Origin of the sequence: Mangrovihabitans endophyticus (genome assembly GCF_014646155.1) — a bacterium.
GTDB lineage: Bacteria > Actinomycetota > Actinomycetes > Mycobacteriales > Micromonosporaceae > Actinoplanes > Actinoplanes endophyticus.
Window position 1 is genome coordinate 244971 of sequence record NZ_BMMX01000004.1, and the last position, 23966, is coordinate 268936.

The 23966-nt window shown below is 70.2% G+C and carries 22 protein-coding genes and 1 tRNA gene; 20 read left to right on the top strand and 3 right to left on the bottom strand.

Translation table 11 applies throughout. From position 1 onward, the window contains the following. Window positions 1-31: 31 nt before the first annotated feature. From IEY73_RS08810 to cysN, 10 genes are all read left to right on the top strand, one after another. A complete protein-coding gene (locus tag IEY73_RS08810; RefSeq protein WP_189078600.1) occupies window positions 32-958 on the top strand; it encodes a CE1 family esterase in 927 nt (308 codons plus the stop codon). 90 nt (window positions 959-1048) lie between these two features. Further along, window positions 1049-1120, top strand: a tRNA-Gln gene (locus IEY73_RS08815). A 110-nt stretch (window positions 1121-1230) separates the two neighbouring features. Beyond that, window positions 1231-2709, top strand: a complete 1479-nt coding sequence (gene glmU / locus IEY73_RS08820) for a bifunctional UDP-N-acetylglucosamine diphosphorylase/glucosamine-1-phosphate N-acetyltransferase GlmU (RefSeq protein ID WP_189078601.1) — start codon at window positions 1231-1233, stop codon at window positions 2707-2709. 129 nt (window positions 2710-2838) lie between these two features. Then, on the top strand, window positions 2839-3819 hold the full coding sequence (locus IEY73_RS08825; RefSeq protein ID WP_189078602.1) for a ribose-phosphate diphosphokinase: 981 nt from the start codon (window positions 2839-2841) through the stop codon (window positions 3817-3819). 252 nt (window positions 3820-4071) lie between these two features. Next, window positions 4072-4689 (top strand): 50S ribosomal protein L25/general stress protein Ctc, encoded by a 618-nt coding sequence (locus IEY73_RS08830; protein WP_189078603.1) that lies wholly within the window; start codon window positions 4072-4074, stop codon window positions 4687-4689. 74 nt (window positions 4690-4763) lie between these two features. After that, window positions 4764-5351 (top strand): aminoacyl-tRNA hydrolase, encoded by a 588-nt coding sequence (pth, locus tag IEY73_RS08835; RefSeq protein WP_373292756.1) that lies wholly within the window; start codon window positions 4764-4766, stop codon window positions 5349-5351. A 467-nt stretch (window positions 5352-5818) separates the two neighbouring features. Further along, on the top strand, window positions 5819-7342 hold the full coding sequence (locus IEY73_RS08840; protein WP_373292760.1) for a sugar transferase: 1524 nt from the start codon (window positions 5819-5821) through the stop codon (window positions 7340-7342). A 90-nt stretch (window positions 7343-7432) separates the two neighbouring features. Further along, the gene (locus IEY73_RS08845; protein WP_189078605.1) at window positions 7433-8323 is read left to right on the top strand and encodes a 3'(2'),5'-bisphosphate nucleotidase CysQ; all 891 of its coding nucleotides are present in this window, start codon (window positions 7433-7435) and stop codon (window positions 8321-8323) included. 38 nt (window positions 8324-8361) lie between these two features. Further along, complete coding sequence (gene cysD, locus IEY73_RS08850; RefSeq protein ID WP_189078606.1) at window positions 8362-9273, top strand: sulfate adenylyltransferase subunit CysD; 912 nt, start codon at window positions 8362-8364, stop codon at window positions 9271-9273. Continuing rightward, the gene (gene cysN / locus IEY73_RS08855; protein ID WP_189078607.1) at window positions 9273-10571 is read left to right on the top strand and encodes a sulfate adenylyltransferase subunit CysN; all 1299 of its coding nucleotides are present in this window, start codon (window positions 9273-9275) and stop codon (window positions 10569-10571) included. The genes cysD and cysN overlap by 1 nt, the downstream gene beginning before the upstream one ends. 44 nt (window positions 10572-10615) lie before the next feature. On the opposite strand, the gene IEY73_RS08860 is transcribed toward cysN, so the two are convergent. The 3 genes from IEY73_RS08860 to galE are packed head-to-tail and all read right to left on the bottom strand — an operon-like array spanning window position 10616 to window position 12990. Then, window positions 10616-10816, bottom strand: a complete 201-nt coding sequence (locus IEY73_RS08860) for a hypothetical protein (protein ID WP_189078608.1) — start codon at window positions 10814-10816, stop codon at window positions 10616-10618. 32 nt (window positions 10817-10848) lie between these two features. Continuing rightward, window positions 10849-12000: a galactokinase gene (gene galK, locus IEY73_RS08865; protein ID WP_189078609.1), complete on the bottom strand. Its 1152-nt coding sequence runs from the start codon at window positions 11998-12000 to the stop codon at window positions 10849-10851. 12 nt (window positions 12001-12012) lie between these two features. Next, window positions 12013-12990, bottom strand: a complete 978-nt coding sequence (gene galE / locus IEY73_RS08870) for a UDP-glucose 4-epimerase GalE (RefSeq protein WP_189078610.1) — start codon at window positions 12988-12990, stop codon at window positions 12013-12015. A gap of 246 nt (window positions 12991-13236) precedes the next feature. Here galE and trpS point away from each other — a divergent pair, with 246 nt between their 5' ends. The 10 genes from trpS to IEY73_RS08920 all read left to right on the top strand — a co-directional run bounded on the left by trpS (window position 13237) and on the right by IEY73_RS08920 (window position 23875). Continuing rightward, window positions 13237-14262 (top strand): tryptophan--tRNA ligase, encoded by a 1026-nt coding sequence (gene trpS, locus IEY73_RS08875; RefSeq protein ID WP_189078611.1) that lies wholly within the window; start codon window positions 13237-13239, stop codon window positions 14260-14262. Then, on the top strand, window positions 14259-14807 hold the full coding sequence (locus IEY73_RS08880) for a 2'-5' RNA ligase family protein (RefSeq protein ID WP_189078653.1): 549 nt from the start codon (window positions 14259-14261) through the stop codon (window positions 14805-14807). Before trpS ends, IEY73_RS08880 begins: the two co-directional genes overlap by 4 nt. Window positions 14808-14827: 20 nt before the next feature. Next, window positions 14828-15748 carry a YihY/virulence factor BrkB family protein gene (locus tag IEY73_RS08885; RefSeq protein WP_189078612.1) on the top strand — a complete coding sequence of 307 codons (921 nt, stop codon included), beginning with the start codon at window positions 14828-14830 and terminating at the stop codon, window positions 15746-15748. Window positions 15749-15755: 7 nt separating this feature from the next. Continuing rightward, a complete protein-coding gene (locus IEY73_RS08890; RefSeq protein ID WP_189078613.1) occupies window positions 15756-16163 on the top strand; it encodes a hypothetical protein in 408 nt (135 codons plus the stop codon). Between the two features lie 261 nt (window positions 16164-16424). Then, window positions 16425-17519, top strand: coding sequence for a BMP family lipoprotein (locus IEY73_RS08895; protein WP_189078614.1), 1095 nt, complete (start codon window positions 16425-16427; stop codon window positions 17517-17519). Window positions 17520-17677: 158 nt separating this feature from the next. After that, a complete protein-coding gene (locus tag IEY73_RS08900) occupies window positions 17678-19213 on the top strand; it encodes an ABC transporter ATP-binding protein (protein ID WP_306661478.1) in 1536 nt (511 codons plus the stop codon). Beyond that, entirely contained in the window at window positions 19210-20511 is a 1302-nt protein-coding gene (locus tag IEY73_RS08905) for an ABC transporter permease (RefSeq protein ID WP_189078615.1), read from the top strand. Before IEY73_RS08900 ends, IEY73_RS08905 begins: the two co-directional genes overlap by 4 nt. A 1-nt stretch (window position 20512) precedes the next feature. After that, window positions 20513-21781, top strand: coding sequence for an ABC transporter permease (locus tag IEY73_RS08910; RefSeq protein ID WP_189078616.1), 1269 nt, complete (start codon window positions 20513-20515; stop codon window positions 21779-21781). A gap of 38 nt (window positions 21782-21819) precedes the next feature. Continuing rightward, a complete protein-coding gene (locus IEY73_RS08915) occupies window positions 21820-22548 on the top strand; it encodes a cytidine deaminase (RefSeq protein ID WP_189078655.1) in 729 nt (242 codons plus the stop codon). Between the two features lie 43 nt (window positions 22549-22591). Further along, window positions 22592-23875, top strand: coding sequence for a thymidine phosphorylase (locus IEY73_RS08920; RefSeq protein ID WP_189078617.1), 1284 nt, complete (start codon window positions 22592-22594; stop codon window positions 23873-23875). Window positions 23876-23966: the final 91 nt, after the last annotated feature.

Here is a 23966-nt window from a genome sequence, read left to right on the forward strand (position 1 = left end):
GTCTCGAACCGGTGAAGGGAAGGATGACGAGATGGCCCGACTGGTCCCGCTGGCCCTGCTGATCCTGCTCGCCGGCTGCACGCGTGCGCCGTCGCCAGCGCCGCCCTCGCCGTCGCCACCGGTCGGCCGGTCCGGCGGGACCATCACGGTGTCCGGACTGGACCGGACCTATCGCCTTTACCTGCCCGCCGGCCTGCCGTCGTCGGCGCCGCTGGTCGTGGTGCTGCACGGCGCGGCCGGGACCGGTGCCCAGGCCGAGCAGTCGTACGGCTGGGACGCCCGGGCGGACGCCGGCAGGTTCCTGGTGGCGTACCCGGACGGGGTCCGCCGGACCTGGAACGCCGATCCGGACTGCTGCGGCGTGGCCGCCCGGGACGACGTCGATGACGTCGGCTTCATCACCGCGCTGGTGGCCTCCTTCGCCGACCGCGTCGACCCGGACCGGGTCTATGTCACGGGCATCTCCAACGGTGCCTTCCTCACCTATCGACTGGCCTGTGAGACCAGCCTGTTCGCGGCGATCGGCCCGGTGGCCGGAACGATGCTCAACCCCTGCCCGCACCCGCATCCGCTGTCCGTCATCGCCGTGCACGGCACCGCCGACGGCACCGTCCCGTACCGCGGAGGCCCCGGCAAGCGGGACAACGCGGGGGCGGGCGCACGCCTGCCCGCCAGGATCGACGGACCGGCGGTGCCCGACCTGATCGCCACCTGGCGGGCGGTGGACGAGTGCGGGGCGGCACACACCCGGCGTACGGGCGAGGTGACCACCTCCACCGCGGGCTGTCCCGATGGCCGCGCGGTCGACCTGGTCACCGTCGCCGGCGCGGGACACCAGTGGCCCGGCGGGCGCAGCGCCCCGGCGGCCGAACGCCTGCTGCATCTGGACCCGCCGTCCTCGGCGGTGGACGCGACGCGGGTGATCGCCGATTTCTTCGCGGCGCACCCGAAGGCGTGACGCCGCACCGCGGGCGGACCACGCGCGCCCGCGGGTGAGGTAGTAAGTTCTGCACGTGGTCGCCGCCCGCTACGCTGGCGGACGAGCCGATCGGCCGTGGTGTAATTGGCAACACCTTCGGTTTTGGTCCGAATATTCCAGGTTCGAGTCCTGGCGGCCGAGCTCATGTGTGGCACGAGCTCATGTATGGCATGGGCGTTTATGACGCCTCGGGGACGGCTGAGTCGGCGCCGTCCCCGACATCGACAACACTGCGAACAATGGAGTCCCGCGTGAGTCAGGCCCCCCGCCGTACCGTCGTCGTCCTCGCCGCCGGCGAGGGCAAGCGGATGAAGTCCGCCACCCCCAAGGTGCTGCACCCGTTGCTCGGCCGCACGTTGCTGGGGCATGTGCTGGGCGCGGCCGGTGCGGCGCAGGCGTCCCGCACGGTGGTCGTGGTCGGGCACCGCGCGGAGCAGGTCGAGGCGCACCTCGCGGAGATCCAGCCGGAGGCGACACCGGTGCTGCAGGAGCAGCAGAACGGCACCGGTCACGCGGTGCGGATCGCACTGGACGCGGTGCCCGAGGCGGAGGGCACGGTGGTGGTTCTCAACGGCGATGTGCCGCTGCTGCGCCCGGAGACCGTGGCGTCCCTGGTGGCGGCGCACGAGGAGTCGAAGGCGTCCGCGACGGTGCTGGCCGCCCAGGTGGCCGACCCGGTCGGACTGGGCCGGGTGATCCGCGACGATGCGGGCAATCTGCGGCAGATCGTGGAAGAGCGGGACGCCTCGCCCGAGCAGCGTGCGGTGCGCGAGGTCAACGCGGGCATCTACGCGTTCGACGTGGCCGCGCTGCGCACCGCGCTGGGCAAGCTGTCCACCGACAACGACCAGGGCGAGGAATATCTGACGGACGTCTTCGGCCTGCTGGCGGAGGTGGGGCAGCCGGTGGGGGTGTTCGTCGCCGCCGATCCCGACGAGACCCTCGGCTGCAACGACCGGGCCGAACTGGCCGCGTTGCGCGCGTTGCTGCGCGACCGGGTGAACACCGCGTGGATGCGGTCCGGGGTTTCGATCATGGACCCGGCGACTACCTGGATCGACGTGACGGCACGACTCGAACCGGATGCGGTGGTCGACCAGAACTCGCAGGTGCGCGGCACCACGACGATCGCGGCGGGCGCGGTGATCGGTCCGGACACGACGCTGGTGGACGCCGTGGTGGGCGCCGGTGCGACGGTGCTGCGGGCGCACGTGGTGGGCGCGCAGGTGGGCCCCGAGGCGACCGTGGGGCCCTATTCCTACCTGCGGCCGGGCACCCGGCTGGCGCGCAAGTCGAAGGTCGGCGGGTTCGTCGAGACCAAGAACGCCGAGGTGGGCGAGGGTGCCAAGGTGCCGCACCTGTCGTATGTCGGCGATGCGACGATCGGCGCGCAGGCCAACATCGGAGCGGGGACGATCTTCGCCAACTACGACGGAGTGCGCAAGCATCGCACAACGGTCGGTGACGCGGCGTTCGTGGGCAGCGACACGGTCCTGATCGCCCCGGTGGAGGTGGGCGCCGGGGCGTACGTGGCGGCCGGCAGCGCGGTGGCCAAGGAGGTGCCGGCGGGCAACCTCGGCGTGACCCGGGCGCAGCAGCGCAACGTCGACGGGTGGACCGTGCGGCGGCGAGCCGGCACGGTGTCCGCGGAGGCCGCCGAACGCGCCGCCGCCCAGCAGCCCGCCGAGCGGCACGGCGATGCCGATGCGTCCGGCGACGCCGGGCGTTAGCGGGAACTCACTCCCCGCGTGCCAACCGCGTGAGTCATCCCACGGGCACGCCGGGCAGGGTGGCGTCCGCGCATATGCGGGGGATACTGCAAGCGAACATCCCCTCGACGCACGGGAGCAGACGAGCCGATGGGCAGCATCGTCGCGGAGAACCGTAAGAGTTTGATGCTTTTCTCCGGTCAGGGTTTCCCGGAGCTGGCGGAGGAGATCGGGCAGGTGCTCGGGGTCGCTCCGACGCCGACCGATTCGTACGAGTTCGCCAACGGGGAGATCTTCGTCCGGTTCAAGGAATCGGTGCGCGGGTCCGACGCCTTCGTGGTGCAGTCGGTCACCGAAGGCGTGAATCGCTGGGTCATGGAGACCCTGATCATGGTCGACGCGTTGAAGCGCGGGTCGGCGAAACGCATCACGGTAGTGCTTCCGTTCTATCCGTATTCGCGGCAGGACAAGAAGCACCGCGGCCGCGAGCCGATCTCCGCCCGCCTGATGGCGGACCTGCTGAAGACGGCCGGTGCCAACCGGATCCTGACCGTGGATCTGCACACCGCGCAGATTCAGGGCTTCTTCGACGGGCCGGTGGACCACCTGTTCGCCATGGACATCCTGGCCGAGCACGTGGAGCGCAAGTTCGAGGGCCGGCCGATGACGGTGGTCGCACCGGACTCCGGCCGGGTGCGGGTCGCGGAGCGGTGGACCGACCGGTTGGGCGGCTGCCCGCTGGCCTTCATCCACAAGACCCGCGACCCGACGAAGCCGAACCAGGTGGTGGCCAATCGGGTGGTCGGCGAGGTCGAGGGCCGGGTGTGTCTGATCGTCGACGACATGATCGACACGGGCGGGACGATCGCGAAGGCGGCCGACATCCTGCACGACTCCGGAGCGGCCGAGGTGATCGTCGCGGCGACGCACGCGCTGCTGTCCGATCCGGCGACCGAGCGACTGAAGAACAGCCGGATCGGTGAGGTGGTGGTGACCAACACGCTGCCCCTGCCGCCGGAGAAGAGACTCGACAAGATCACCGTGTTGTCCATCGCTCCGTTGCTGGCGCGGGCGATCCGCGAAGTCTTCGACGACGGGTCGGTGACCACCCTGTTCGGTGGCTTGAGCTGACCCGCGACAGCATGCGGTGCTCGGGGAAGGTAAGCTGGTGCGGTTGCCACGGCGAGGGTGCCCCGCGGTCTGCTGAAGTCTCGCAGACGCCAGGAGGTGCCGTGATCGACGCGGTGCCTCGGGCCTGTGCCCAGCGCGCCCCCTCGTCCAGCAGCGCCTGACGACGGCCGGACCCTCGGGACCGGCCGGTGCACCGCCCGCTACCCGCCGGCTCAGCCCCGCAGCCGAAAGAAGAGTTTCAGGAGTTTCCCCGTGTCCGAGGTAAAGATCAGCGCCGAGCCCCGCACCGAGTTCGGCAAGGGTGGTGCCCGCCGCACGCGCCGGGCCGGCCTGGTGCCTGCCGTGCTGTACGGCCACGGCGAGAAGCCACAGCACATCGCCCTCCCGGCGCGCGAGTTCGCGGCGGCGATCCGGCACGGCGGCGCCAACCAGGTGTTCGCCATCGACATCGCCGGCAACGCCGGCCCGACGCTGGCGCTGGCGAAGGCCATCCAGCGCGACCCCATCCGGGACAGCTACGAGCACGTGGACCTGATCATCGTGCGCCGCGGTGAGCAGGTGCAGGTCGAGGTGCCGGTGGCGCTGACCGGTGAGGCGTCCCGCAACACGCTCGTGGTGAACGAGTCGATGACGCTGCCGGTGACCGCGGAGGCCATGCACCTGCCGCCGGAGTTCGAGGTGTCCATCGAGGGCCTGGAGGCCGGTGCGCAGGTCACGGCCGCCGATGTGAAGCTGCCGTCCGGCGTCACGCTGGCCGTCGACCCCGGCTACGTGATCGCGACCATCGCTCAGGCGCAGAGCGCCGCACAGATGCAGGGCGAGGCCGCCGAGGACGAGGCCGCCGAGGCCGAGGTGACCGACGCGGAGTGATCCGCGGCAAGACATTGGTGATCAGGGAAAGCGCCCTCCGGGGTGCTTTCCCTGATCGCATGTGAGGGGTTGTGATGGGCGACGACGGGCCGTGGCTGGTTGCCGGGCTGGGCAATCCGGGCCGGGAGTACGCCGGGAACCGGCACAATGTGGGATTCCTGGTGGTCGACCTGCTGGCGTCCCGGGTGGCCGGGAAGTTCGGCCGCAGCAAGCGGGCGCGCGCCGACGTCGCGGAGGGCCGCCTCGGGTACGGCGGTCCGAAGCTGATCCTGCTGAAGCCGCTGACCTATATGAACCTGTCCGGCGGGCCGGTGGCCGCGCTCGGGCAGTTCTTCAAGGTGCCGGTGGACCGGGTGATCGCCGTGCATGACGAACTCGATCTGCCGTACGGGCAGGTGCGGGTGAAGCGTGGCGGCGGCGAGGGCGGCCACAACGGCCTGCGGTCCATGTCCAAGTCGTTGGGCAGCAAGGAGTACGCCCGGGTCCGCTTCGGCATCGGGAGGCCGCCGGGGCGGCAGGACCCGGCCGACTATGTGCTGTCGGATTTCGGCTCGGCGGAGCGCAAGGAACTCGACTTCTTGGTGGACCGGGCGGCCGACGTGGCGGAGGCCGTGGTGCTGGAGGGCGTCGAGTGGGCGCAGAACAAGTATCACGGAAGCTGACATTGCGTAGCCAGACGGTGAAATCATTTGGACTATTTTGTCCATCTATTGGCACCGTGACGCTGCTCCTGGTACGCGCGTTCTCTTCTTGGAGACGCCATATGGCGTGAGATCGATCGCGTGCCGGGGGAGGTTCGTCGGGATTGTTGGATGATCATTCCGGAGGCCACCGGGCGGCGACGCAGGAACAGACCGCCGCGTTGCCGACCCTGAGCCCGCCAGATGCTCCGCCCGACGAGTTCGGCCGGAGCGTGCCCTCGCCCGGCGGTCCGGTGCTGAAGGCCGGACCGCCCGCCGAGAACTACGGCCCGGCCAACCACCCGCCGGCCAATCACGGTGCTCGTCCGCGCGGTCCCAAGCCGCACGCCGGACGCGGCATGAACAGCAAGATTCCGCTGCCGTCCCGGCCGTCGAGCCCGGCCCCGGCCGGTGCCGGGGATCCGAACGCGGTGCCGCTCGCAGCCACCATGCCGTTCGGTCCGTCCCACAATGACGCGGCCGACCGGCACCGCGCGGTGCGGCCCAATCGTTCCGCTGCGGTCCGACCGCCGGTCCGGCCGTTCGTCCGGCTGCGTGGCAGGCACGCCGCGATGTCGCGGCGGCAGCGCTGGGAACGTCGATATGTGCGGAACCTGCTGGTGGCCGACCTGACCGCCGGTGTCGCGGCCGGGGCGGCGACGTTCGCGGTGCGCTTCGGGACCCAGGTCACCGCGTACAACCGGGGATATCTGCTGCTGTCCGCCCTGCTGCCGCTGGTGATGCTGCTGGCCCTGGTGGGCAGCCGCGCCTATGAACGGCGATACCTGTTCGTCGGCACCGACGAGTACGAGCGGGTGATTCGCGGCGGCATCGGCTTGATCGCCGGGGCGGCGGTCCTGTCGTACGCGCTCGGGCTGGACCTGGCCCGCTCGTACGTGCTGGCGGCGCTGCCCGCCACCGTCGCGTCCGCCCTGGTGCTGCGGTTCGCGTTGCGCAAGCGGCTGCATCTGTCGCGGGCGCGCGGCGAGTGCCTGCGCCGGGTGCTGGTGGTGGGGCACGAGATGTCGGTGGTGTCGATCACCCGACAGTTGCGCCGGGAGCGTTACCACGGCCTGGAGGTGGTCGGGGCCTGCCTGCCGGAGCACCACGACGGTGCGATCGACCTGCCGGTCTACGGGACGTTCGACGATGTGGCCACCGCGGTGGACGCGGCGGACGTGGACACCGTCGTGGTGCTCGGCTGCCCGGAACTGGACGGCGAGCAACTGCGCCGGCTGGCCTGGCGGCTGGAACGCGACGAGGTGGATCTGGTGGTGGCCAGCGCGCTGGTGGACGTGGCCGGCGCTCGCACCACGATCCGGCCGTTCGACGGGCTGCCGATGCTGCACGTCGAGCATCCGCGGTTGCACGGCGGCGCTCGCTTGGTGAAGGATGCCGTCGATCGGTTCGGTGCGCTGCTGTTGGTCCTCCTCTTCGGGCCGGTGCTGCTGGGCGTGGCACTCTGCGTGCGGCTCACCTCGCGCGGACCGGTACTCTTCCGGCAGGTTCGCGTCGGTCGCGACGGACGCGAGTTCCGGATCTTCAAGTTCCGGAGCATGTACGTCGATGCCGAGGCCCGGCTTGCCGAGCTGAAGCATCTCAACGAGCACGACGGCGTGCTCTTCAAAATGCGTGATGATCCACGGGTCACTACGGTGGGCAGGTGGTTGCGCCGGTTCTCGCTGGACGAGCTACCGCAGCTACTCAACGTCGTGGCGGGTCAGATGTCGTTGGTCGGGCCGCGTCCACCGTTGCCGTCGGAGGTGGCTGCCTACGCCGGTGACGTGGGCCGACGACTGGCGGTAAAACCCGGCATGACGGGCCTGTGGCAGGTCTCGGGACGATCTGACTTGCCGTGGGAGGAAGCAGTCAGACTGGACCTTCGCTATGTGGAGAACTGGTCGCTCAGTTTGGATTTGGTGATCCTGATGCGGACGATGTCCGCCGTGGTCCGTTCCTCCGGGGCCTACTGACGATGGGGTCTACTGACGACGGGCCCACCGACGGGGTCTACTGACGACGGGCCCACCGACGGGGTCTACTGACGACAAGGGAGTCCGCACATGCGCGAGCAGGCAGAGTCGCCGGCGCACGCCGCCCGGCAGCGCGACGCGTCCGCCGACGGCGGCACGCCACCGGTCATCGACGCGGCGTTCGCCCGCTGGCTCGCCGACCGCGCCGGGCAGTTGCTGCTCCAGGTCCGGGAGGATATGGGGTTCGCGGACGGTGGCGCGCTGAAGGCGGCCGGTGACAAGGCCGCGCACGACCTGATGCGCAGCGAACTGGCCCGGTGGCGTCCCTCCGACGCGGTGCTGTCGGAGGAGGACGACGGTTCCCGGCTGGCCTGGCCGGCCGGCGACGAGGCGGCCCGCCCGGATCGTCTCGGCGCCAACCGGGTGTGGATCGTCGACCCGCTGGACGGCACCCGGGAGTTCTCCGAGCAGGGCCGCACCGACTGGGCGGTGCACGTGGCGCTGTGGACGGCGGACTGCTCCAGCCCGAGCTGCCTGGCCGCCGGCGCGGTGGCGATGCCGGCCCGGCACCGTACACTGGCAACAGATCACCCGCCCGCCTACCCGCCGTTGCCCCTGGGGGTGGCGACCGGCGGGCCGATCCGGATCGCCGCCAGTCGCACCCGACCGCCGTCGTTCGTGACCGCGCTGGCCGAGGACATCGGCGCCGAGCTGGTGCCGATGGGATCGGCGGGTGTGAAGATCGCTGCGGTGGTGAGCGGGGACGCGGACGCCTACATCCACGCCGGTGGTCAGTACGAATGGGACAGTGCCGCACCGGTGGCTGTGGCGTCGGCCACGGGGCTGCACGCTTCCCGAATCGACGGAACTGAGCTGAAATACAACCAAGCCGATCCGAAACTCCCCGACCTGGTGGTCTGCCGCAAGGATCTTGCGCCACGCCTGCTTGCCGCGCTGCAGCGTCACCTCCCGCTAACCTGACACCGACTCGGCCGACACTGAAAGGGTCCGGGAAGCCGATGAGCCAAACGAAGCCTTACCGCGTCACCCACCTCGATGCTCTCGAAGCCGAGAGCATCTTCGTCATGCGGGAGGTGATGGCGGAGTTTGAGCGTCCGGTGCTGTTGTTCTCCGGGGGCAAGGACTCGATCGTGATGCTTCGGCTCGCCGAGAAGGCGTTCGCGCCGGCCCGCATCCCCTTCCCCGTCATGCACGTGGACACCGGTCACAACTTCCCCGAGGTCCTCGAGTTCCGCGACACCCGGGTGGCTGCGCTGGGCCTGAACCTGGTGGTGGCCAGCGTGCAGGAGGCGATCGACTCCGGCACGGTGCGGGAGCTTCCGGACGGTACCCGCAACCGGATCCAGACACCGGTGCTGCTCGCGGCCGTGGAGAAGTACCGTTTCGACGCGCTCTTCGGCGGGGCGCGACGCGACGAGGAGAAGGCGCGCGCCAAGGAGCGCATGTACAGCTTCCGGGACGAGTTCGGCCAGTGGGATCCGAAGAATCAGCGTCCCGAGCTTTGGTCGCTGTACAACGGCCGGCACCACGCCGGCGAGTCGATCCGGGTGTTCCCGCTCTCCAACTGGACCGAGCTGGACGTCTGGCACTACATCGCCAAGGAGAAGATCGGGCTGCCGGGCATCTACTACGCGCACGATCGCGAGGTGATCGAGCGTGACGGGATGCTCTACGCGGTCAACGAGTTCTTCCGCCCGCGCGAGGGTGAGACCCCCATGGTCAAGCGTGTGCGCTACCGCACGGTCGGTGACGCGTCGCAGACGGCCGCCGTGCTCTCGGATGCGGACACCGTGGAGAAGGTCATCGAAGAGGTCGCGGTCACCCGGATCACCGAGCGCGGTGCGACACGCGGCGACGACAGAGTCAGCGAAGCGGCAATGGAAGACCGCAAGCGGGAGGGCTACTTCTGATGAGCCAGGCTGTGCTGGAGGCGGACACCGCCATGGCCCGGAACATGGATCTGCTGCGATTCGCCACCGCGGGCAGTGTCGACGACGGGAAGTCGACCCTGATCGGTCGACTGTTGTACGACACCAAGACCATTTTCGCCGATCAGCTCGAAGCGGTGGAGGCGGTCAGCGCCGCCCGCGGCGACGAGTACACCAACCTGGCGCTGCTCACCGACGGCCTGCGGGCCGAGCGTGAGCAGGGGATCACCATCGACGTGGCGTACCGCTACTTCGCGACCCCGCGGCGCAAGTTCATCATCGCGGACACGCCGGGGCACATTCAGTACACCCGGAACATGGTCACCGGTGCGTCCACGGCCGACCTGGCGCTGATCCTGGTGGACGCGCGCAAGGGCCTGGTCGAGCAGTCCCGTCGGCACGCGTTCCTGACCTCGCTGCTGCGGGTGCCGCATCTCGTGCTGTGCGTCAACAAGATGGACCTCGTCGATTGGGATCATTCGGTATTCGAGAAGATCGCCGACGAATTCACCTCGTTCGCCACCAAGCTCGACGTGCCGGACCTGACGGTGGTCCCGATCTCCGCCCTCAATGGCGACAACATCGCCTCCCGTTCGGAGAACACCCCCTGGTACGAAGGCCCGTCGCTGCTGCACCATCTGGAGCACGTGCATATCGCCAGCGACCGGAACCTGGTGGACGTGCGGTTCCCGGTGCAATACGTCATCCGGCCGCAGTCGACCACGGTCACCGACTACCGCGGCTATGCCGGGCAGGTGGCCTCCGGCGTGCTCAAGCCGGGCGACGAAGTGATGGCCATGCCGTCCGGCATGACCAGCACGATCGCCTCCATCGACACCGCTGAGGGGCCGGTCGACGAGGCGTTCCCGCCGATGTCGGTGACCGTGCGGCTCTCCGACGAGATCGACATCTCGCGCGGCGACATGATCTGCCGGCCGCACAACGCCCCGGAGGCGGCGCAGGACATCGAGGCGATGGTCTGCTGGATGGACGAGTCGGCCCCGCTGCGCGTCGGCGGGAAGTACGCCATCAAGCACACCACGCGGGCGGCGCGGGCGGTGGTGCGCGGGCTGCAGTACAAGCTTGACGTGAACACCCTGCACCGTGACGAGGAAGCATCCGACCTGGCGCTCAACGAGATCGGCAGGGTGAAGCTGCGCACCACGGTGCCGCTGCTGGCCGACGAGTACCGCCGGAACCGTACGACCGGCGGGTTCATCCTGATCGACGAGTCCACCAACCGGACGGTCGCCGCGGGCATGATCATCGAGGCCAACTAGACGGCGGTGACGGGCGGGGCGGGACGAGACCCACCCCGCCGCCTTCACTCGTCGTCGTGGTTCTTGTGATGCAACGGATCCTCGATCGCGTGCGTGATCGCGCCGGTGAGATCCCCCGCCGGGACGGCGACGTCCTCGCCGTGGACGTCGTCGGCCGAGGTCACCGGCGGCTCCGGGTCGGGCGTGGTGGCACCGCCCGCGAAGCCGTACTTGTTCGGCTCGTGGTGTTCGACCTCATCAGTCATATCCGTGCGGTACCCCGGATCGGCGGCTTCATTCAAAGCTTGGTGGCACCCGGCCCGGGGACCGCGACGAACGGGGTGGGCTCGGTGAAGCCGCGATCCCGGTACGCCGCGGTGACCGCGTCGATCACGGCGTCCGCCCGGTCCGCGTCCACCAGCGCCAGCACGCATCCGCCGAAGCCGCCGCCGGTCATCCGGGCGCCGTACGCGCCCGCCGCGAGCGACGCCTGCACGGCGACGTCGACCTCCGGGACGGTGATCTCGAAGTCGTCGCGCATCGACGCGTGCGAGGCGGTCATCAGCGGACCGATGTCGCGGATCCGGCCGGACCGGAGCACCTCGACGGTGTCCAGCACCCGCTGGTTCTCGGTCACCACGTGCCGCACCCGGCGGCGCATCTCCTCGTCGTCGAGCTGCTTGAGGGCGCCGTCCAGTCCGTCGGCCGGCACGTCACGGAGGGCGTCGACGCCGAGTAGCCGGGCCGCCTCTTCGCAGGAGGAACGGCGGGCGCCGTACTCGCTGTCCACGTGCCGATGCGGTGCGTTGCTGTTGATGACCAGGACGGACAGGCTCTCCGCCGCCACGTCGAAGGGGATCTGCTCCACCCGCCCACTGCGGCAGTCCAGGAACAACGCGTGCCCCTCCGTGCACCGCAGCGCCGCGGACTGGTCCATGATGCCGGTGGGCGCGCCGACGTACGCGTTCTCCGCCCGCTGCGCCAGCGCCGGCCGGTCGGCCGCCGGGAGGTCCAGCCCGCCCAGGTCGGCGAGGGCGGTCAGCACGGCGGACTCCAGCGCGGCCGAGGACGAGACCCCGGCGCCGACGGGGACGTCGGACGCCAGCGCGATGCGAGCCGGCGGCACCACGAACCCGGATTCCCGCAGCGCCCAGACGACGCCGGCCGGGTAGGCCGCCCAATCGTCCACCGACCCGGGCCGGGGGTCGTCGAACGTCACCGACCCGGACGTGTAGTCCGTGCAGACGGTCCACCCCGCCGACTGCCGGCCTGCCGCGGCGACGGTGCGGAACGGCAGCGCGAACGGCAACACGAACCCGTCGTTGTAGTCGGTGTGCTCACCGATCAGGTTGACCCGGCCGGGCGCGGCCCACAGCCCTTCCGCCTCGGTTCCATATGTCTCGGTGAAGGCGGCTGCGGCGCGGGCTGCAACATCGTTGTCCGTCGTCATGCGGTGATCACATCACGCCGTGTGGGTCCGGTAGAACTCCCAGGCGTCGCCGATGATGTCCGGCAACGTGGTCTTCTGCGGTGTCCACCCCAGCTCGGCGCGTGCCAGCTCGGACGACGCCACCAGGGATGCGGGGTCGCCCTGCCGGCGCGGCGCGATCTCGACCGGCAGCTCGGTGCCGGTGACCTCGCGGGCCACCTCCACGACCTGCCGGTTGGAGAAGCCGGTGCCGCTGCCCAAGTTGTAGATCTTGTGCTCGCCCGGTGCGGTCGCGTCCAGGGCGAGCAGGTGCGCCCGCGCCAGATCCTCGACGTGGATGTAGTCGCGGATGCAGGTGCCGTCCGGGGTGGGGTAGTCGTCGCCGAACAACTGGAGCTTGTCCCGCTTGCCGGCGGCCACCTGGAGGGCGATCGGGATGAGGTGGGTCTCCGGGTCGTGCCGCTCGCCGATAGCGGTGCCGTCCGGCCGGATGTAGGCGCCGCACACGTTGAAGTAACGCAGCGACACCGCGGCCAGCCCGTGGGCGAAGCTCTCCGAGGTGAGCGCGTAGTCGAAGGCGAGCTTCGTCGCGCCGTACGTGTTCGTGGGCGCCTTGGCCGCGGTCTCCGGGATGGGCAGCTCGGCCGGGTTGCCGTAGACCGCGGCGGTGGAGGAGAACACGAACCGGGGCACGCCGGCGGCGCGGACCGCGTCCAGCAGCGCCAGCGATCCGATCATGTTTTGCCGCCAGTAGAGTTCCGGCTTGGCCATCGACTCCCCGGCGGCGATCAGGCCGGCGAAGTGCAGCACGGCGTCGAAGCCGGCCTGCGGGGTCAGCACCGTCGCCGCCGCGGCCACGTCGGCCTGGACGAATGTGGCGTCCGGCTGCACCGCGGCGCGGAACCCGGTGGACAGGTCGTCCAGGACGACCACCTCGTGGCCGGCGTCCAGCAAAAGGCGGCTGGCGACGCTGCCGACGTAGCCGGCGCCTCCGGTGACGAGCAGTTTCACGACGTTGACCTCCGGTTCGCGGGCACCATGCCCGGCCAGCGTAGGGCGAACCCCTGTGCCGACCGCGCGTACGCTGGGCGCCTCGACCCTCCGGGGCGCTCTAGCTCAATCATAAACCACCAGAAACAAACATGGTCAAACATTTCTGCCCGGCCGGATCGGAGCCGGACGGGCCCGCCGATCCCGGCGATGAGGGCGGTCGGGTCTCTTCGCCCCACGGTCCCCGTTGCTGACAGAATGGCGCTCATGTCCCACGCTGACCAACGCCCCCGGGTATTCTCCGGCATCCAGCCGACGGCCGATTCGTTTCATCTCGGCAACTACCTCGGGGCGCTGCGGAACTGGGTGGCGATGCAGGAGACGCACGACGCGTTCTACTGCGTGGTCGACCAGCATGCGATCACCATGGGGCACGATCCGATCGCCTTGCGCAATCGCACCCGGATCTCCGCCGCTCAGCTACTCGCGCTCGGCCTGGACCCCGAGCGGTGCACCCTGTTCGTCCAGTCGCACGTGCCGGAGCACGCCCAGTTGAGCTGGGTGCTCCAGTGCATCACCGGCTTCGGCGAGGCCAGCCGGATGGTGCAGTTCAAGGACAAGTCCGCGAAGAGCGGCCAGGACGGCACCACGGTCGGCCTGTTCGCCTATCCCATCCTGCAGGCCGCGGACATTCTGCTCTACCAGGCGGACCAGGTGCCGGTCGGCGAGGACCAGCGGCAGCACCTGGAGCTCACCCGCGATCTGGCGCAGCGGTTCAACTCCCGGTTCGGCCGGACCTTCAACCTGCCCGCGGCCTACATCCTGCAGGACACCGCGAAGATCTTCGACCTGCAGGACCCGACGGCCAAGATGAGCAAGTCCTCGTCCTCGCCGGCCGGCATCATCGACCTGCTGGAGGACCCGGCCCGCTCGGCGAAGAAGATCAAGTCGGCGGTCACCGACACCGGTCGGGAGATCCTGTACGACGAGGAGAACAAGCCGGGCGTCAGCAACCTGCTGACCATTTTCGCCGCGCTGACCACGCGCACCATCGACGAGCTGCTCGAACAGTACGACGGTCGCGGTTATGGCGACTTGAAGAAGGACCTGGCCGACGCGGTCGTGGGCTTCGTCAAGCCGGTGCAGGAGCGCACCCGGGCCTTCCTTGAAGACCCCGGCTATCTCGACAAGGTGCTCGCGGTCGGCGCCGAGAAGGCGCGTGCGGTCGCCGCCCCCACCCTGGCCGAGGCCTACCAGCACGTCGGTTTTCTGAGCCCCGTACGGGGGGCCTGACCCGCGTGGTGGATCGCACCCGGATCGGCGTGGCCATCGACGTGCCGCAGCCGTGGGGAACCGCGCTGACCGTTCGGCGCGCCGCCACGGGTGATCCGCAAGCGGCGTACACGCCGGCGCACGTCACACTGCTCGGGCCGACCGAGGTGGACACCGCGGTGCTGCCCGCCGTGGAGAAGCACCTGGAGGCGGTCGCCTCGGCCCACCCGCCGTTCACCATTCATCTGCGCGGCACCGGCACCTTCCGGCCGATCACCGAGGTGGTGTTCGTCGCCCTGGCGATGGGGATCAGCGAGTGCGAGCTGCTCGCCGGGGCGATCGCGGCGGCCGAAGGCGTACACCGCGACACCCGCTTTCCCTACCACCCGCACGTCACCGTGGCCCAGGATGTGCCGCCGGAACAGCTCGACGCGGTCTTCGACGACCTGGCCGGCTTCTCCGCGCGTTTCGAGGTCACCGCGTTCACGCTCTTCTCGCACGGCGGCAACGGGCACGGCAGCGCCGGGCCCTGGCATCCCCGGCGTGACTTCTCCCTGGGCGGCTAGATCTTGGGTACGGTCAGGCCGTGAATCCGGTCGACCGTGCTTACGACGCGGTCGGATCGCGTCTGATGGTGCTCCGGCATCGCTCGCCGAACTTCGACCACCTCAGCCGCGCCGTGCTCCGCTACCTCGAAGTCCAGGGCGGGCGTCTCGCCGCGGCGATCGCCTACTACGGATTCTTCGCCATCTTCGCGTTGCTGCTCATCGGGTACTCCGTCTTCGGCATCCTGCTGGACCAGAATCCGGCGCTGTTCGACCTGGTGCGCGCGTTCCTGGAGCAGAACCTGCCGTTCGTGGACCTGCAGCAGATCCTGGACAGCGGGCGGACCGTGGGGATCGTGGGCATCGTGGGGCTCGCCTTCACCGGGATCGGCTGGGTCGAGGCGATCCGTTCCTCACAGCGGTTGATCTGGCGGCTCAACCAGCAGCCCGGCTATCTCGGCGTACGGCAGGCGGTCGATCTCGGCGTGCTGCTGGGCATTCTGCTGCTGCTCGCCGTGCTCGTCTCCGCCGTGTACGGCCTGGAGCACCTGCTGGAGTGGCTGGCCGGCGGCCGGGTGGGCACGGTGCTGTCCGTGGTCAGTCTGGTCTTCACCGCCGGGATCAACATGTTGCTCGCCGCGGCGCTGCTGGCCGCCGTGCCCCGGCTGCGGATGACCGTGCGCCGGATGCTGCCGCCGGTCCTGCAGGTCGGCATCGGCATCACGCTGCTCAACACGGTGGGCCGGTCGTTCGTCGGGCTGGTCGAGCGCAATCCCGCGTACGGCCTGGTGGCCAGCGCCGTCGGCGTGCTCGTCTATCTGTACGTCTTCAACCAGTTGCTGCTCTTCGGCGCGGCGTGGGCGGCGACCAGTCCGCACGGGCGAGTCGTCGATCTCTCGGCTGACGATAAAAATGCCCCAGTGGGGCAAAATACCTGGATTCGGCATCGTCACCCGGAATGATGTCCCCGTGGGCACTCTCATGACACTCAGCCTGCCCCCGGACTCGCCGGTGGCTGACCTGCCATGGGTCGTCACCATCGGCACGCTGGACGAGGACGAGGACTGGGAACCGGTGGTCTGCGGGCCGTATGAGCGCGCGCATGCGCTCGCACTCGCCCAGGCGGTGGTGGCCGACGAGCAGTTGATGGCGGTGGTGGAACCGTTGCTGCCGCTGGTGGACGCGGAGGCGATCCGCGACGAGATCGAGATGGCCCGCAGCGGCCCGGACGCTGGTGCGGCCACGGCCGACGACGACGTCGACGTCGACGTCGACGTCGAACGGGTGGAGCCCGGCCCGGCACCCGCCGCATCCGAGGTCCGTGCCGGATTCGCGCGGATCGCGGCCCGCCTGCCGGGCCTCGCGCAGAGCCCGTAGCCGCGCCGAATCCGAACGGGCCTTCGCCGACGGCACACCCACCTCGTGGCCCTCGCGGCGTTAACGGCGTGTTACGCCGCCGATGGGGCAATTCGCCCCTAATCAGTCCCGAAGCAGCGGGGACCGAGCGTTGCGGTTGCGGCGAGATAACGGTGCGCCAACAGTACGGCTGGATCTCCTGACGAGCGCTCTGGCCTGCGCGTACCTTTGCCGCCGAAGACTCACCGAGAGGTATCGGCGAGCCGGAGGAAGGAGGGCGTCTTGCGCCCAGTACGTGGGAAGCGGATCGTGGCGATTCTCGCGGCGGGCGGGCTGACACTCGCCGCCGCAGCCTGTGGCGACGCCCCTGACGAAAGCCCCAGCGGCGGCGGTGCGAGCGCCGCCCCGGCATACAGCGCCTGCATGGTGACCGACACCGGCGGCATCGACGACCGTTCCTTCAACGCCTCGGCCTGGGCCGGCATGCAGGCGGCGGCGGACGACCAGGACAACGTCAAGCCGAAGTACGTCGCCTCCACGGCAGAGGCAGACTACGAGCCCAACCTCCGCCAGTTCGTCAACCAGAAGTGCGACTTCATCCTCGCGGTCGGCGGCCTGATGGCCACCGCCACCGAGAAGGTCGCCAAGGCCAACCCGGACCAGCAGTTCGCCATCGTGGACGGCGCGATCCAGGGCGCCGGCAACGTCTACCCGATGCAGTTCGCCACCGAGCAGGCCGCCTTCCTGGCCGGCTACCTCGCGGCCGGTTACACCAAGACCGGCACCGTCGCGACCTACGGCGGCCTGAGCATCCCGCCGGTGACCGTGTTCATGGACGGCTTCGTCGACGGCGTGGCGTACTACAACAAGCAGAAGAGCAAGAGCGTCAAGGTGCTCGGCTGGGACAAGGCGAAGCAGAACGGCACCTTCGCCGACAACTTCGGCGACCAGAACAAGGGCAAATCGATCACCAACACGTTCGTCGCCCAGGGCGCGGACGTGGTGATGCCGGTGGCCGGCGGCACCGGGCTGGGCACCGCGGACGTGGCCAAGGCGTCCGGCGGCAAGGTCTCCGTCATCTGGGTCGACCAGGACGGCTGCAAGAGCGCCGAGCAGTACTGCGACGTCTTCCTGACCACCGTGGTGAAGAACATCAACGAAGCGGTCAAGGAGGCAGTGGTCAACGGCGCCTCCGGCCAGCCGCTGGCCGCCGACCCGGGCTACGTGGGCACCTTGGAGAACAACGGTGTCTCGCTCGCGCCGTACAACCAGTTCGACGGCAAGGTCGACGCCGGTCTCAAGGGCGAGGTCGACAAGCTGAAGCAGGACATCATCGACGGCACCGTGAAGGTCGAGTCGGCCAACGCGCCGAAGTGATCGTTTTCTAGATAAGATCTCGGCCGCCGCGCGGCCGCGGGACCTCGCCCCGCGGCCGGGCGGCGGCTTGAGCTCCGGGCCCCTCCGGAGACCGCGCCTGCGAGGAGACTCCGCTGAGACTGGAACTGCGCGGCATCACCAAGCGCTTCGGCGACCTGGTGGCCAACGATCACATCGACATCACCGTCGAGCCCGGTGAGGTGCACGCGCTGCTCGGCGAGAACGGTGCCGGCAAGTCGACGCTGATGAACCAACTGTACGGCCTGCTGCAGCCGGACGAGGGCGAGTTCCTCGTCGACGGACGGCCGCGGACGTTCCGCAGCCCGCGCGACGCGATCGCGGCCGGCATCGGGATGGTCCACCAGCACTTCATGCTGGTGCCGGTGTTCACCGTCGCGGAGAACGTGGCCCTCGGCGCCGAACGGACCCGCGGCGGGGTGGCGGGCTGGCTGGACCGCCGGCGGGTGCGGCGCGAGGTCGTCGAGGTGTCCGAACGGTACGGCCTGCCGGTCGACCCGGACGCGCTGGTGGAGAACCTGCCGGTGGGGGCGCAGCAGCGGGTGGAGATCGTCAAGGCGCTCACCCGGGACGTGGATCTGTTGATCCTCGACGAACCGACCGCGGTGCTCACCCCGCAGGAGACCGATGAACTGCTGACGGTGATGCGGTCGCTCACCGAGTCGGGCAAGTCCATCGTCTTCATCACGCACAAGCTCAAAGAGGTCAAGGCGATCGCGGACCGGATCACCGTGATCCGGCGCGGGCGCACGGTCGGCACGGCCACCCCCGAGACGCCGGAGGACGAGCTGGCGGCGCTGATGGTCGGGCGCGACGTGACGCTGGAGGTGGGCAAGGCGGCGTCCCAGCCCGGCCGCGAGGTGCTGACGGTCACCGGGCTGATCGTCGAGGACGACCGTGGGGTGCGCGCCGTGAACGGGGTGGACCTCTCGGTGCGCGCCGGTGAGGTGCTCGGCATCGCCGGAGTGCAGGGCAACGGGCAGACCGAGCTGGTCGAGGCTCTGATGGGACTGCGGGCGGCGCGTGCCGGGGCGGTCACGGTGGACGGCGAGGACCTGCTCGGCATGAGCACCAAGCAGATCCTGCGCTCCGGTGTGGGCTATGTGCCCGAGGACCGCAGCCTCGACGGGGTGGTCAAGGAGTTCACCGTCGCCGAGAACCTCGTGCTGGACACGTACGACCGGGCGCCGTACGGCAATGCCGTCAAGCTGAACCCGGCCGCCATCGCCGCGGCTGCCCGCGAACGCGTCGAGCAGTTCGACATCCGCACCTCCTCGCCGGACGCGCCGGTCAGCACCCTCTCCGGCGGTAACCAGCAGAAGGTGGTGGTGGCGCGGGAGATGTCCCGGCCGCTGCGGCTGTTCATCGCGGCGCAGCCGACCCGCGGGGTGGACGTCGGCTCGATCGAGTTCATCCACGGTCGCATCGTGCGGGAGCGGGATTCCGGCGCGGCGGTGCTGGTGGTCTCCAGCGAGCTGGACGAGGTGGTCGCGCTGGCCGACCGGGTCGCGGTGATGTACCGCGGGCGCGTCTTGGCCGTGGTGGACCCGCAGACCCCGCGCGAGGAACTCGGCCTGCTGATGGCGGGCGTGACACCCGGCGCGGACAAGCCCGCCGACGGCGTGACACCCGGCGCGGGCGAACCCGCCGATGGTGCGGAGGAGGAGCCGAAGTGAGCAGCGACCCCTCGGTCGAGGCGCCGCGCGAGGACGAGGCCGCATCGCCCGACGACGCGGCTGCCGCCCCGACCGCCGGCCCCGGCGGCTCGTTGGCGAGCAACTTCCTGCACAACCTGTGGTCTGCGAACACCGTCGTGGTCACCATCTGGTCGATCGTGCTGGCGATGGTGATCGGCGCGGTGCTGATCGTGGTGTCGGACTCCGACGTGCTGGCCATGTTCGGTTACTTCACCGCACGCCCGAGCGACGCGTTGACCGGTTCCTGGGATCTGATCAGTGGGGCGTACGCGGATCTCTTCAAGGGTGCCGTCTTCGACCCCGCCACCATGTCCGCCTGGTTGCACGGCACCGGTAGCTGGCGGGCCGCGTTCGCGCCGATCTCGGAGACGTTGACGTACGCGGCGCCGTTGGTGTTCACCGGCCTGTCGGTGGCGCTGGCGTTCCGCGGCGGCCTGTTCAACATCGGCGGCCAGGGGCAGGCGGTGATCGGCACCATCACCGGCGCGGTGGCCGGCTTCGCCTTCGGGCTGCCGGTGGTGCTCAACCTCGTCGTCGCGCTGATCTGCGGCGCGCTGGGCGGGGCGTTGTGGGGTTTCATCCCGGGCATCCTCAAGGCGCGCACCGGCGCGCACGAGGTGATCGTCACGATCATGCTGAACAACACCGCCGCGCTGTTCCTGACCTGGCTCATCCTGCAGGACGGCGTCCAGGACCCGAAGCGCACGGATGCGATCAGCAAGACGGTTGCCGAGTCCGCGCAACTGCCCTCGTTCGGTGGTGCGCTGCGGGTCAACCTCGGCATCGTGCTGGCCGTCGCGGTCACCGCCGGGGTCGCCTGGTTGCTGAACCGGTCGTCGTTCGGCTTCGAGCTGCGCGCGGTGGGCGCCAACCCGGCCGCCGCCCGGACTGCCGGGATCAGCGTGGCCCGTACGTACACGCTGTTGATGGTGGTCGCCGGCGGGCTGGCCGGGCTGGGCGGCGCGACCCAGGTGCTGGGCACCGCGTACGCGCTGACGCCGGCCGTGGCGGGCAACATCGGCTTCGACGGCCTGCTTGTCGCGCTGCTCGGCCGCAACCGGCCGTGGGGGACGCTGCTCGCGGCGATCCTGTTCGGCGCGCTGCGCGCCGGCGGCAACCGGATGCAGTCGTTCTCCGGCATCTCCCTGGAACTGGTCACCGTGCTGCAGGCGCTGATCGTCATCTTCATCGCCGCGCCCGCCCTGGTGAAGGCGATCTTCCAACTCCGAGCCGCCCGCACCGCGCGGATCGGCGCCACGATGACAAAGGGCTGGTGACATGTCGACCGCGACCGTGGAAGACCTCACGGAGGTCACCGCTCCGGACCGGTTCTGGAACCGGCAGCGCCGCCTCGGTGCGGCCCTGGTGCTGATCGGCCTGCTGGCGACCGTGGTGTTCGGCGCGCTCGCGACCGGCGAGAGCGCCCGTTTCACGCTGAGCGAGAACGCCGAGGGCGCCGCGCTGGACATCCAGGGGCAGCTCGGTGCGGTGCTGTTCGGCCTGGTGGCGGTGGGCGCCGGGGTCGCGATGCTGATCGGTGTGGCGCCGCGCTGGCAGACCACATTGCTGTCGATCGGCATCGTCGGCTTCGTGGTGTCGTTCCTGTGCTGGCAGGTCGCCGGCAAGTTCCTGCCGTTGGTGGACACCGTGAACGGCACCCTGCAACTGGGCCTGCCGCTGATCCTGGGCGCCATGGCCGGCGTCCTCGGCGAGCGCTCCGGCGTGGTGAACGTGGCGATCGAGGCGCAGTTGCTGATGGGCGCCTTCGGCGCCGCCCTGGTCGGCACCATGGCCGGCAGCGTCTGGCTGGGCTTGATCAGCGCGGCCATGGGCGGAGTGCTGATCGCCGCGATGCTTGCCGTGTTCGCCATCCGTTTCCTGGTCGACCAGGTGGTGGTCGGCATGGTGCTGAACCTGTTCGCGCTGGGGGTGACCGGTTTCCTGTACGAGCGGCTGATGCAGCCCCAGGCGCAGACGTACAACCAGCCGCCGCAGATGCCGCAGTGGCGCATTCCCGGCCTGGCCGAGGTCCCGGTGCTGGGCCCGGTGCTCTTCGACACCAACCTGCTGGTGTGGCTGGCGCTGATCGTGGTGGTGCTGATCCACGTCGCGCTGTCCCGCACCCGCTGGGGGCTGCGGACCCGCGCGGTCGGTGAGCACCCGACGGCGGCCGACACGGTGGGCATCCGGGTGCGCGGTCTGCGATACCTGAACGTGCTGCTGGGCGGCGTCGTGGCGGGCATCGGTGGGGCGTACTTCACGCTGGTGGCGACGGGCAGCTTCAACAAGAACATGACATCCGGCGCGGGCTTCATCGCGTTGGCCGCGCTCATCTTCGGTCGGTGGACCCCGTTCGGCGCGTTCGGGGCGGCGCTGTTCTTCGGCTTCGCGCAGAAGCTGGCCACCTATCTGAGCGCGGTGGGCAGCCCGGTACCCAGCCAGTTCCTCAACATGCTGCCCTACGTGGCGACCATCATCGCGGTGGCCGGTCTGGTGGGCCGGGTGCGGGCACCGGCGGCGGACGGACAGCCGTACACCTCGGGGTAGACGCCCGGACCGCGGCCCGGGAGAGGAAGATGACGGGCATGGAGATCGACTGGGCGGTGCTGCGGGAGGCCGCGATCGAGGCCATGCGGCACGCGTACGCGCCGTACTCGGATTTTCCGGTCGGGGTGGCCGGGCTGGTCGACGACGGCCGGATCGTGGTCGGCTGCAACGTGGAGAACGCCTCCTACGGCGTCGGCCTGTGCGCCGAATGCGGACTTGTCACGTCATTGCACGCCACGGGCGGCGGTCGGCTCGTCGCGGTCTCGTGCGTGGATGCCGCCGGGTCGCCGCTGATGCCGTGCGGTCGTTGCCGGCAGTTGCTCTACGAAGCCGGTGGCGCGGAGTGCCTGGTGGAGGCCGTGCCGCAGCCGTTGACCATGGCCGAGTTGCTGCCGCATGCCTTCGGTCCCGAGGATATCGCCCGGGTCACCGGTCCGGCCGCGGTGCCCGAGGTGCCCGCGCAGCTTGCCCGCTGGCGCGGGCGGGGGACCGTCTTCGTGCATCCGGATCTGGCCGGCGGCGCTCAGGTGTGGACCGCGTACTGGGAACGCTCCGCGGGCAGCCCGCAGGAGAGCGACGCGGACAAGGGCGTGCTGGAGGAGGGGCCGCACTTCCCGACCGCGGACGGCGCGGTGCGCTGGGGCCGTGTCCGCACCCCGCGCATCGTGGTGGTGGACCCCGCCGGGGCGTTGTCCTGGGCGGGCGAGGGTGCGCCGCCGGACGGCATCGGAGTGCGCTGGCCGGAGCACGGGGACAGCCGGGAATGAGGCATCGCGGCGAGGCGGCCGGCCGGACCCGTACGGAGGAGACATGAGCACTGGTTTCGCGGCGGTGGACGTCATCCGCGCCAAGCGGGACGGACAGACGCTGACCGACGCCCAGATCGATTGGGTGGTGGACGCGTACACCCGGGGCACGGTGGCCGACGAACAGATGTCGGCGCTGGCCATGGCGATCCTGCTGCGCGGGATGACGCCCGGGGAGATCGCGCGGTGGACCGCCGCGATGATCGCCAGCGGGGACCGGCTCGACCTGTCCACGGTGCCCCGGCCGACCGCCGACAAGCATTCCACCGGCGGGGTGGGCGACAAGATCACGCTGCCGTTGACCCCGTTGGTGGCCTCGTGCGGCGCGGCCGTCCCGCAACTGTCCGGCCGCGGGCTGGGGCACACCGGCGGCACGCTGGACAAGCTGGAATCGGTGCCCGGCTGGCGGGCGACGGTGGACAACGCCGCGTTCCTCCGGCAGTTGCAGGAGGTCGGCGCGGTGATCTGCGCCGCCGGCGCGGGCCTGGCCCCGGCCGACCGGAAGCTGTACGCGCTGCGCGATGTCACCGGCACGGTCGAGGCGATCCCGCTGATCGCCAGCTCCATCATGAGCAAGAAGATCGCCGAAGGCACCGGAGCGCTGGTGCTGGATGTGAAGGTGGGCTCCGGAGCCTTCATGAAGGACATCGACTCGGCCCGGGAACTGGCCCGGACCATGGTCCGGCTGGGACACGACAGCGGGGTCTACACGGTCGCCCTGCTCACCGACATGTCCACCCCGCTGGGATGCGCGGTGGGCAACGCGATCGAGGTCGCCGAGTCGATCGAGGTGCTGTCCGGCGGCGGCCCCGCCGACGTGGTCGAGCTGACGCTGCGGCTGGCGCGGGAGATGCTCGACGCCGCGGGCCTGCCCGACGCCGATCCGGCGAAGGCGCTGGCGTCCGGCGCCGCGATGGACACCTGGCGCTCCATGATCAAGGCGCAGGGCGGCGACCCGGACGCCGCGCTGCCGACCGCACGGGAGACGGAGACCGTACGCGCCGAGCGGGACGGGGTGGTCACGAGCATGGACGCGTACCGGATCGGCGTGGCGGCCTGGCGGCTCGGCGCGGGACGGGCGCGCAAGGAGGATCCGGTGAGTTTCGGCGCCGGCGTGCAGTTGCGAGTGCGCCCGGGCGACCGGGTGCGGGCCGGCGACGTGGTGCTGGAGTTGCGCACCGACGACCCGCATCGCGTCGCCGCGGCACGCGAGGAGGCGGCCCGTGCCGTGGTGATCGGCGACGCCGGACCCGCCGGCACCCCGTTGGTGATGGAGCGCATCGCCTGACATGTCGCATCGTCGATCGCCGGCCGCCCTCCGCCGGCCGGCCACGCGGCGGTCGGTCACGCGCCGGTCGGTCACGCGGCGGCCGGGCACG

Excerpts from the sequence above, each read along its gene's own strand:
- IEY73_RS08840 (WP_373292760.1), top strand. The coding sequence starts at position 5,819 with ATGCCGTTCGGTCCGTCCCACAATGACGCGGCCGACCGGCACCGCGCG.
- IEY73_RS08860 (WP_189078608.1), bottom strand. The coding sequence starts at position 10,816 with ATGACTGATGAGGTCGAACACCACGAGCCGAACAAGTACGGCTTCGCG.
- IEY73_RS08920 (WP_189078617.1), top strand. The coding sequence starts at position 22,592 with ATGAGCACTGGTTTCGCGGCGGTGGACGTCATCCGCGCCAAGCGGGAC.
- pth (WP_373292756.1), top strand. The coding sequence starts at position 4,764 with ATGGGCGACGACGGGCCGTGGCTGGTTGCCGGGCTGGGCAATCCGGGC.
- galK (WP_189078609.1), bottom strand. The coding sequence starts at position 12,000 with ATGACGACGGACAACGATGTTGCAGCCCGCGCCGCAGCCGCCTTCACC.
- IEY73_RS08845 (WP_189078605.1), top strand. The coding sequence starts at position 7,433 with ATGCGCGAGCAGGCAGAGTCGCCGGCGCACGCCGCCCGGCAGCGCGAC.
- trpS (WP_189078611.1), top strand. The coding sequence starts at position 13,237 with ATGTCCCACGCTGACCAACGCCCCCGGGTATTCTCCGGCATCCAGCCG.
- cysN (WP_189078607.1), top strand. The coding sequence starts at position 9,273 with ATGAGCCAGGCTGTGCTGGAGGCGGACACCGCCATGGCCCGGAACATG.
- cysD (WP_189078606.1), top strand. The coding sequence starts at position 8,362 with ATGAGCCAAACGAAGCCTTACCGCGTCACCCACCTCGATGCTCTCGAA.
- IEY73_RS08915 (WP_189078655.1), top strand. The coding sequence starts at position 21,820 with ATGGAGATCGACTGGGCGGTGCTGCGGGAGGCCGCGATCGAGGCCATG.
- IEY73_RS08910 (WP_189078616.1), top strand. The coding sequence starts at position 20,513 with ATGTCGACCGCGACCGTGGAAGACCTCACGGAGGTCACCGCTCCGGAC.
- IEY73_RS08810 (WP_189078600.1), top strand. The coding sequence starts at position 32 with ATGGCCCGACTGGTCCCGCTGGCCCTGCTGATCCTGCTCGCCGGCTGC.
- IEY73_RS08825 (WP_189078602.1), top strand. The coding sequence starts at position 2,839 with ATGGGCAGCATCGTCGCGGAGAACCGTAAGAGTTTGATGCTTTTCTCC.